Raw genomic sequence first — 8,298 nt, forward strand, 5'->3', positions numbered from 1 at the left:
GGACGGGCGGGGCCACGAAAACACCTGTCGAACAGGGGACCGAACGGCCTCAGCGGGCCGCGCGGTTGACGGCGGAGACGACCGCCTTCATGGACGCACGTGTCGTATTCGCGTCAATGCCGACGCCCCACAGGACGCGGTCGCCGATGGCGCACTCGATGTAGGAGGCGGCCTGCGCGGAGACGCCCTCGCTCATCGTGTGCTCCTGGTAGTCGAGCAGGCGCAGGTCGATGCCGACGATGGACTGCAGGGCGTTGAAGAACGCGGAGATCGGGCCGTTGCCGGAGCCGGTCAGGACGACGTCGGCGCCGTCGACGGTGGCCTCGACGGTGAGCGTGTCGGTGCCGTCGACGTCGGTGATCGTCTGGCCGTTCTTGACCTGGATGCGGCCCCAGGGCTTCTCCGGGTTCGGCAGGTACTCGTCCTGGAAGACGCCCCAGATCGCGGCGGGCGTGAGCTCGCCGCCCTCGGCGTCGGTCTTCGCCTGGATGATCTTCGAGAACTCGATCTGCATCCGGCGCGGCAGGTCCAGGTTGTGGTCGTTCTTCAGGACGTACGCGACGCCGCCCTTGCCGGACTGGGAGTTGACCCGGATCACGGCCTCGTAGGTGCGGCCGACGTCCTTGGGGTCGATGGGCAGGTACGGCACGGCCCACTCGATGTCGTCGACGGTCTTGCCGGCGGCCGCGGCGCGGGCCTCCATGGCGTCGAAGCCCTTCTTGATGGCGTCCTGGTGGGAGCCGGAGAAGGCGGTGTAGACGAGGTCGCCCGCGTACGGGTGGCGGGGGTGGACCTCCATCTGCGTGCAGTACTCGTACACGCGGCGGATCTCGTCGATGTCCGAGAAGTCGATCTGCGGGTCGATGCCCTGGCTGAACAGGTTCATGCCGAGGGCGACCAGGTCGACGTTGCCGGTGCGCTCGCCCTGGCCGAACAGGCAGCCCTCGACGCGGTCGCCGCCCGCCATCACGGCGAGCTCGGCGGCGGCGATGGCGGTGCCGCGGTCGTTGTGCGGGTGGATGGACAGGCAGACGTGCTCGCGCCGCGACAGGTTGCGGCTCATCCACTCGAAGCGGTCCGCGTGCGTGGACGGCGTGGAACGCTCCACGGTGGCGGGCAGGTTGAGGATGATCTCGCGCTCGGCGTCGGGCTGCCAGACGTCCATGACGCCCTCGCAGACCTCCAGGGCGAAGTCCAGCTCGGTGTCGGTGAAGATCTCCGGCGAGTACTGGTACCCGAAGACGGTCTCGGGCCCCAGCAGCTTCTCCGCGTACTCCATCACCAGGCGCGTGCCGTCGACGGCGATCTGCTTGACCTGCTCGCGCGAGCCGCGGAAGACGACCTCGCGCCAGACCGGCGCCGTCGCGTTGTACAGGTGGACCGTGGCGCGCCTGGCGCCCTTCAGGGACTCGACGGTCCGCTCGATCAGCTCCTCACGCGCCTGCGTGAGTACGGAGATGGTGACATCGTCCGGGATGGCGCCCTCGTCCTCGATGATCGACCGTACGAAGTCGAAGTCCGTCTGCCCGGACGAGGGGAAGCCGACCTCGATCTCCTTGTAGCCCAGCTTGACGAGCAGGTCGAACATCGCGCGCTTGCGGGCGGGGGACATCGGGTCGATCAGGGCCTGGTTGCCGTCGCGCAGGTCGGTGGAGAGCCAGCGGGGCGCGACCGTGATGCGGCGGTCGGGCCAGGTGCGGTCGGGGAGGTCCACCTGCTCGTACCGGCCGTACTTGTGGATCGGCAGGGCGGTGGGGCGCTGGAAATTCGGCATGTGTGCGGGGCTCCTCGGAAGGCCAGTAGGTCCGGAAGGACGGCCGACGGTCTTGCACAGCACCGAACTCCGCGGGGAGGGGGTCGGCCTTCGACTACAGGCCCTCGCCGCGGCAGCTAAGGAGAAGCACCCGGTCTCGCATGATGCGTCGCAGCCTAGCTCAGCCCCGCGTGTTGCGCGGGCCCGTATCAGTATGCGGGACCCCCCACCAAACCCGAACAAAAGGTGACCCACCCCACGCCGACCTGGCACTCCCTCCCTCCCACCCACCCCGCACACCCCCTGTCCCGCCCACGGGACACACCCCCACCCCACCACTCCACGACGAATCCACCCCACCCACCCCACACGCTTCCCACCGGGTCGGGCACGCCCCGCCCGCCCATCCACCCCATGCGCTTCCCACCGGGGTCGGATGCACCACCGTCCCGCCGCTCCGCGGCGGGATCTACCCCGCCCACCCACCCCATGCGCTTCCGCTGCCGACGGCGAGCAACCCCCACAAGAGGCGCCCACCCCGCAGGTAGGCAGAAACGGGCGGGCGGGTGGGAAAAAACCGCAGCGCGCAGCGCGGCACACCACCCACCGCCCCGCACCCGCCCACAACCACGACCTACCACCCACCGACCCACGCCGCGTCGGACACGCCACCGCCCCGCCCACCCCATACGCCGCCGACGGCGGGCAACCCCCACCTGAGGCGCCCACCCCGCGGCAGGGCAGAAACGGGCGGGCGGGTGGGAAGAAACGCCGCGCGCAGCGCGGCGCACCACCCACCGACCCGCACCCGAACCCACATCGCCCCACACCCGACACAAAACGCCAGGGCATCTACCACTTGGGCCAGAGGCCAGCCCACCGTATGGGGTTATTTCACCAATCATGGTTGCAGCTAGTGACACCGGCATGACCCAGTGCCACATTGCCTCGCATGACCGCCAACCCAACGGGGAACCCACAGGGGTTCGAGCCCGTCTTCTGCACCATCGTGCCGCCCTTCGTCCTGGACACCCTCGCCCAGAGCCAGGACCCCGCCGCGGGCTCCGCCCGCCGCACCCTGCAGCGGGACGCCTTCGAGCGCACCCAGCGCCGCCTGACCACCGTCATCGGCGCCCCGTCCGTGGCCGCGCCCAAGGCCGCGGCGGAAGGAAAGCCGTACCGCACGATCCACGACGCCAAGCACAGGACCGACCTGCCCGGCCGCAAGGTCCGCGGCGAGGGCGACAAGCCCGGCAAGGACGCGACCGTCAACCGCGCGTACGACGGCCTGGGTGCCACGTTCGAGGTGTTCCAGAAGTTCTTCGAGCGCTATTCGATCGACGGCAACGGCCTGCCGCTGAACGCCACCGTCCACTACGGCGAGGACTACGGGAACGCCTTCTGGAACGGCGAGCAGATGGTGTTCGGCGACGGCGACCGGGAGATCTTCCTGGACTTCACGATCCCCGTGGACGTCATCGGCCACGAGCTGACGCACGGCGTCGTCCAGTACACGGCGAACCTCACGTACTTCGGGCAGCCGGGCGCGCTCAACGAGTCCATGGCGGACGTCTTCGGCTCGCTGATCAAGCAGTACACCCTCGGCCAGACCGCGGCGGAAGCCGACTGGCTGATCGGCGCGGGCCTGCTCGCCGAGCGCGTCACCGGCACGGCCCTGCGCTCCATGAAGGCCCCGGGCACCGCGTACGACGACGACGTGCTCGGCAAGGACCCGCAGCCCGCCACGATGGACGACTACGTCCGCACGGGCCGCGACAACGGCGGCGTGCACATCAACTCCGGCATCCCGAACCACGCCTTCTACCTCCTCGCCGAGGCGCTCGGCGGCCACGCGTGGGAGCGGGCGGGGCAGATCTGGTACGCGGCCCTGACCGGCGGCGAGCTCGCCCAGGACGCGTCGTTCACGGACTTCGCGAAGCTGACGGTGGCGGCGGCCCGCGCCAAGTACGGCGACGGCGACGAACTCAAGGCCGTCCTCGACGCATGGGCCCAGGTCAAGGTGGTGACCACCTGACCCGGCCGGGAGCCGTCGGGGTCGCCTGGCGGAGCGCCACCGCCTGGAGTAGACAGGACCCATGCGTATCCAGGTGAAGCGCACCGGAGGTTTCGCGGGCTTCGAGCGGCGCGCGGAGGTGGACACCACCGCGCGCCCCGACGCCCCGGAGTGGCGTGCCCTGGCCGACCGGGCCATGGCCGCGGGCCAGGACACGCCGCCCATCGGGGTGCCCGACGGCTTCAGCTACGAGATCACGGTCGACGGACGCACCGTGTACTGCACGGAGACACGCCTGACGGACGATCAGCGCACCCTCGTCTCCCGGGTCCTGAAGGAAGGGGCGTAACGTCCGTCCGGCGCACGCCCGTTGACTTCCGTACGTCCCCGTACGGAAGATCCCGCCCATGGCAGCGAGCCCGATACCCCAGTTCCCCCGCGGCTTCCTGTGGGGCGTGTCCACATCGGCCCACCAGATCGAGGGCGCCGTCGACGAGCGCGGGCCCTCGGTGTGGGACGCGTTCACGGCCCTTCCGGGGAACGTGAAGGACGGGACGACGGCCGCGGTGGCCTGCGACCACGTACGCCGCTACCGCGAGGACGTGGCCCTGATCCGCGACCTGGGCGTGGGGGCGTACCGCTTCTCCGTCTCCTGGCCGCGCGTGCTGCCCCGGGGCCACGGCCGGGTCAGCGAGTCGGGCCTCGACTTCTACGACCGGCTCGTCGACGAGCTGTGCGCGGCGGGCGTACGTCCCGTGCCGACCCTCTTCCACTGGGACACGCCGCTGGCCCTGGAGGACGGCGATGAGGGCGAGGCGGGCGGTGGCTGGCTGAAGCGGTCGACGGCCGAGCGGTTCGCGGAGTACGCGGCCGTGGTCGCGGGCCGCATCGGCGACCGCGTACCGAAGTGGATCACCCTCAACGAGCCCGCCGAGCACACCCTCCTCGGGCACGCCCTCGGCCGGCACGCGCCCGGCAGGCAGCTCCTCTTCGACGCGCTGCCCGCCGCCCACCACCAGCTCCTCGCCCACGGCCTGGCCGTGGCCGCCCTGCGCGCGGCGGGCGCGGCGGACATCGGCATCGCCAACTCGCACGGTCCCACCTGGCCCGCGTCCGAATCGCCGCAGGACCGGGAGGCGGCGGACCTCTACGACGTGCTGCTCAACCGGCTCTTCTCCGACCCGCTGCTCACCGGGCGCTACCCGGAGCTGATCACCGAGCTCCTGGCGGCCGACGTGCCGGACCTGGCGGCGGACCTGAAGGTGATCGCCGCGCCGCTCGACTGGTACGGCGTCAACTTCTACCAGCCCACGAAGGTGGGCGCCCCCGTCGCGGGCGCCACCGAGTTCTCGGGCGTGGCCCTGCCGCCCGAACTCCCCTTCTCCCCGCGGGAGATCACCGGGTACCCCCGCACGGACTTCGGCTGGCCGGTGGTCCCCGACTCCCTGACCGAACTCCTCCTCACCTTCCGCGAGCGGTACGGCGACCGCCTCCCGCCCCTCGTCATCACCGAGAACGGCTGCGCGTACGACGGCGTCGACGACCAGGCCCGCATCGCCTACCTCGACGGCCATCTGCGCGCCCTCCACCGCGCCCTGGAATCCGGCGTCGACGTCCGCGGCTACTTCGTCTGGTCCCTCCTCGACAACTTCGAGTGGGCAGAGGGCCACCGCCAACGCTTCGGCCTGGTCCACATGGACTACGACTCTCTGGCGAGGACGCCCAAGTCCTCGTACTACTGGCTCCGCGACGTACTCCGCGCCCAGGCCGTGTCCTGACCCCCACCCACCCGTCCCGCGCTCGAATGGGGCTGCGCCCCTCTCCCCCCTCATCGGCGCTCCGCGCCTCGCCCTCAAACGCCGGGCGGGCTGGTACCACCTCGCCCGGCCGGCGAAGCTTCTAGCCCGTCCGGCGTTTGAGGACGAGCGCGCAGCGCGGAAAGAAGGGGTTCTAGGGGCGGAGCCCCTGGTTTCGGGAAAGGGGTGGGTCAGGGGCGCCCCGCGACGGCACCCTCACGTCAGGGCCGACAGGATCGATGTCCGGGCCCGGGTCGGGTCGTCGCCCGACGCGGTCGCGAAGTCGACCAGGATCCCGGCGAGGACCGCACCCGGCGCGTAGTCCCCCATGACGTACCCGGCACGGGACAGCTGGGCAAGCCCGTGCATGGAGCTGAACAGCTGCCGCACGAGCAGATCCGCGTCGACGTCGCCCCGGAACCGCCCCGCCCCGGCACACCGCCGAATCGCGTCCCGCGGCATCCGCAGCATGAATCCCCCCATCTGCCGGTCCTCCGCGGTGAGTTCGAACCCCGCGAGCGCGGACCCGCCGAGCATCACGGCGTACACATGGGGCTCGGCCCGGGCGAACTCCTGGTAGACGCGGCAGAGCCCGGCGAGCTCGACGACGGGATCGTCCCCCTGCTCGACCGCGAGCGCCCGCGTGCGGAACCGCTCGAACCCCTCCCGGATGAGCTCCCGCACGAGCCCGGGCATGGACCCGAAGTGCGTGTAGACAGCCATGGTCGAGGCCCCGACGGCGCCGACGAGGCGCCGCGCGCTGAGCGCGGCGGGCCCCTGCTCGGCGAGCACGCGCGCGGCCTCGTCGAGGAGGCGGCGGCGCACGTCGTCGGCGGCGGCTTCTGTTCTCCCGGTTGACACGAGCAGCAGCATAACGGTGTTATGGCCATAACGCTGTTATGCACCCGGCGCCGAGCACCGCCTGCGAAAGGAGTGCGCCATGTCAGCCATGCCCGCTGGGCCACACGGACGGCCCGGCCGCCTGCCGGAGGCGAGCGGCCCCGGCTCGGGGGTGACGGAGCCGCGGCGGGGGTACGGGGGTCCCCCGCTGCGGCTCGCCGTCATCGGCGACTCGCTGGCCGCGGGCGTCGGCGCCACGACGCAGGGCGAGGCCCTGCCGGGCCAGCTCGCGCACGCCCTGGCCGCCATGACGGACCGCCCGGTGTCCTGGCGCCTCGCGGCCCGCAAGGGCGCGACGGTGGCGGCGGTACGGCGCGGCCTGCTCCCCGGCCTGACCGACCCGCTGACTCACTGGCGTCCGGACGTGGTCCTGGTGGCGGCCGGCTCCAACGACGCGCTGCGCCGCCGCGGGCCACGCGCCTTCCGGCGGGACGTGGACCGCCTCATCAGGGACGTGCGCCTGCGGCTCGGGCACGACGTGCCCATGGTCTTCGCGGGCCTGCCGGACCTCGACCGGGTGGCCGCGCTGCCCCGCCTGGCGAGAGGGCCGCTCACGGCGTACGTACGCCTCCTCGACCGGCAGCTGCGCACGGCCGCGGCGCGTCACACCGCCGTCTTCCACCTGCCGACGAGCGGCCCACCGCGCGTCGCGGGCGCGTGGTTCGCGGCCGACCGGCTGCACCCGTCCGAGGACGGCTACCGGGCGTGGGCGAGGGAGCTGGCGGCGGGCCTCGCGACCCTGACGGAGTCGGCGCTCGCCCCGGACCCGGACCGCGGCCGCGCCCTGGGCCTCAGAAGCCGAGCTTGCGCAGCTGCCTAGGATCGCGCTGCCAGTCCTTCGCGACCTTCACGTGCAGGTCGAGGAAGACCGGCGTACCGAGCAGCGCCTCGATCTGCTTGCGGGACTTGATCCCGACGTCCTTGAGCCGCTTGCCCTTGGGGCCGATGATGATCCCCTTCTGGCTCGGCCGCTCGATGTAGACGAAGGCGTGGATGTCGAGCAGCGGCTTGTCGGCGGGCCGGTCCTCGCGGGGCAGCATCTCCTCGACGACCACGGCGATGGAGTGCGGCAGCTCGTCCCGTACGCCTTCGAGCGCGGCCTCGCGGATCAGCTCGGCCACCATGACCTGCTCGGGCTCGTCCGTGAGGTCGCCCTCGGGGTACAGCGCGGGCCCTTCGGGCAGCAGCGGCACGAGCAGATCGGCGAGCAGGTCCACCTGCTTCTCGCCGACCGCCGAGACCGGCACGATCTCCGCCCACTCGAAGCCGAGCTCCTTGCCGAGCTGGTCGACGGCGATCAGCTGCTCCGCGAGCGTCTTGCCGTCCACCAGGTCGGTCTTCGTGATGATCGCGATCTTCGGCGTCTTCTTGATCGACGCCAGCTCCTTCGCGATGAACCGGTCACCGGGGCCGAGCTTCTCGTTCGCCGGCAGGCAGAAGCCGATCACGTCGACCTCGGCCCACGTGGTGCGCACCACGTCGTTCAGGCGCTCGCCGAGCAGCGTGCGCGGCTTGTGCAGGCCGGGGGTGTCCACGAGGATCAGCTGGGCGTCGGGCCGGTGCACGATGCCGCGCACCGTGTGCCGCGTCGTCTGCGGCCGGTTCGAGGTGATCGCCACCTTCTTGCCGACCAGAGCGTTCGTCAGGGTGGACTTGCCCGCGTTGGGGCGGCCGACGAAGCAGGCGAAACCAGCACGGTGGTCGCTCCGCTGGGACGGCTGGGGGGACTGGGTACGGACGCTCATGGCGCCCATTGTCCCTGATCTTTTCGGGCGGGGGCGCCTCGGGCAGGCTGTCCCCCACCCACCCGCCCTCCTGGGGCTCCGCCCCAGACC

Annotated in this window: 7 protein-coding genes; 4 read left to right on the plus strand and 3 right to left on the minus strand. The window is 71.6% G+C overall.

What is annotated here, in order from left to right:
• Positions 1 to 49 precede the first annotated feature (49 nt).
• Positions 50 to 1,774: a 2-isopropylmalate synthase gene (gene leuA, locus ACFWZ5_RS32185; protein ID WP_384804923.1), complete on the minus strand. Its 1,725-nt coding sequence runs from the start codon at positions 1,772 to 1,774 to the stop codon at positions 50 to 52.
• A gap of 931 nt (positions 1,775 to 2,705) precedes the next feature.
• Between leuA and ACFWZ5_RS32190 the strand changes: the two genes are divergently transcribed.
• From ACFWZ5_RS32190 to ACFWZ5_RS32200, 3 genes are all read left to right on the plus strand, one after another.
• Positions 2,706 to 3,788: a M4 family metallopeptidase gene (locus tag ACFWZ5_RS32190; RefSeq protein ID WP_384804921.1), complete on the plus strand. Its 1,083-nt coding sequence runs from the start codon at positions 2,706 to 2,708 to the stop codon at positions 3,786 to 3,788.
• A gap of 61 nt (positions 3,789 to 3,849) precedes the next feature.
• A complete protein-coding gene (locus ACFWZ5_RS32195; protein WP_384804919.1) occupies positions 3,850 to 4,116 on the plus strand; it encodes a protealysin inhibitor emfourin in 267 nt (88 codons plus the stop codon).
• A 58-nt stretch (positions 4,117 to 4,174) separates the two neighbouring features.
• Positions 4,175 to 5,545 (plus strand): GH1 family beta-glucosidase, encoded by a 1,371-nt coding sequence (locus ACFWZ5_RS32200; protein WP_384804917.1) that lies wholly within the window; start codon positions 4,175 to 4,177, stop codon positions 5,543 to 5,545.
• Positions 5,546 to 5,779: 234 nt separating this feature from the next.
• Here the strand turns inward: ACFWZ5_RS32200 and ACFWZ5_RS32205 are convergent, their stop codons facing one another.
• Entirely contained in the window at positions 5,780 to 6,424 is a 645-nt protein-coding gene (locus ACFWZ5_RS32205; protein WP_384804915.1) for a TetR/AcrR family transcriptional regulator, read from the minus strand.
• Positions 6,425 to 6,503: 79 nt separating this feature from the next.
• On the opposite strand from ACFWZ5_RS32205, the gene ACFWZ5_RS32210 reads away from it, so the two are divergent.
• Positions 6,504 to 7,283 (plus strand): SGNH/GDSL hydrolase family protein, encoded by a 780-nt coding sequence (locus ACFWZ5_RS32210; RefSeq protein WP_384804913.1) that lies wholly within the window; start codon positions 6,504 to 6,506, stop codon positions 7,281 to 7,283.
• Here the strand turns inward: ACFWZ5_RS32210 and era are convergent.
• Entirely contained in the window at positions 7,255 to 8,217 is a 963-nt protein-coding gene (gene era, locus ACFWZ5_RS32215) for a GTPase Era (RefSeq protein WP_384804911.1), read from the minus strand. The two genes, ACFWZ5_RS32210 and era, sit on opposite strands and share 29 nt — an antisense overlap.
• Positions 8,218 to 8,298 lie beyond the last annotated feature (81 nt).

It is taken from the genome of Streptomyces sp. NPDC059003 (assembly GCF_042740445.1).
Classification (GTDB): domain Bacteria; phylum Actinomycetota; class Actinomycetes; order Streptomycetales; family Streptomycetaceae; genus Streptomyces.

What these genes read in the sequence shown, in the direction of transcription:
- ACFWZ5_RS32210 (WP_384804913.1), top strand. Translation starts at nt 6,504, where the DNA reads ATGTCAGCCATGCCCGCTGGGCCACACGGACGGCCCGGCCGCCTGCCG.
- ACFWZ5_RS32190 (WP_384804921.1), top strand. Translation starts at nt 2,706, where the DNA reads ATGACCGCCAACCCAACGGGGAACCCACAGGGGTTCGAGCCCGTCTTC.
- leuA (WP_384804923.1), bottom strand. Translation starts at nt 1,774, where the DNA reads ATGCCGAATTTCCAGCGCCCCACCGCCCTGCCGATCCACAAGTACGGC.
- era (WP_384804911.1), bottom strand. Translation starts at nt 8,217, where the DNA reads ATGGGCGCCATGAGCGTCCGTACCCAGTCCCCCCAGCCGTCCCAGCGG.
- ACFWZ5_RS32200 (WP_384804917.1), top strand. Translation starts at nt 4,175, where the DNA reads ATGGCAGCGAGCCCGATACCCCAGTTCCCCCGCGGCTTCCTGTGGGGC.
- ACFWZ5_RS32195 (WP_384804919.1), top strand. Translation starts at nt 3,850, where the DNA reads ATGCGTATCCAGGTGAAGCGCACCGGAGGTTTCGCGGGCTTCGAGCGG.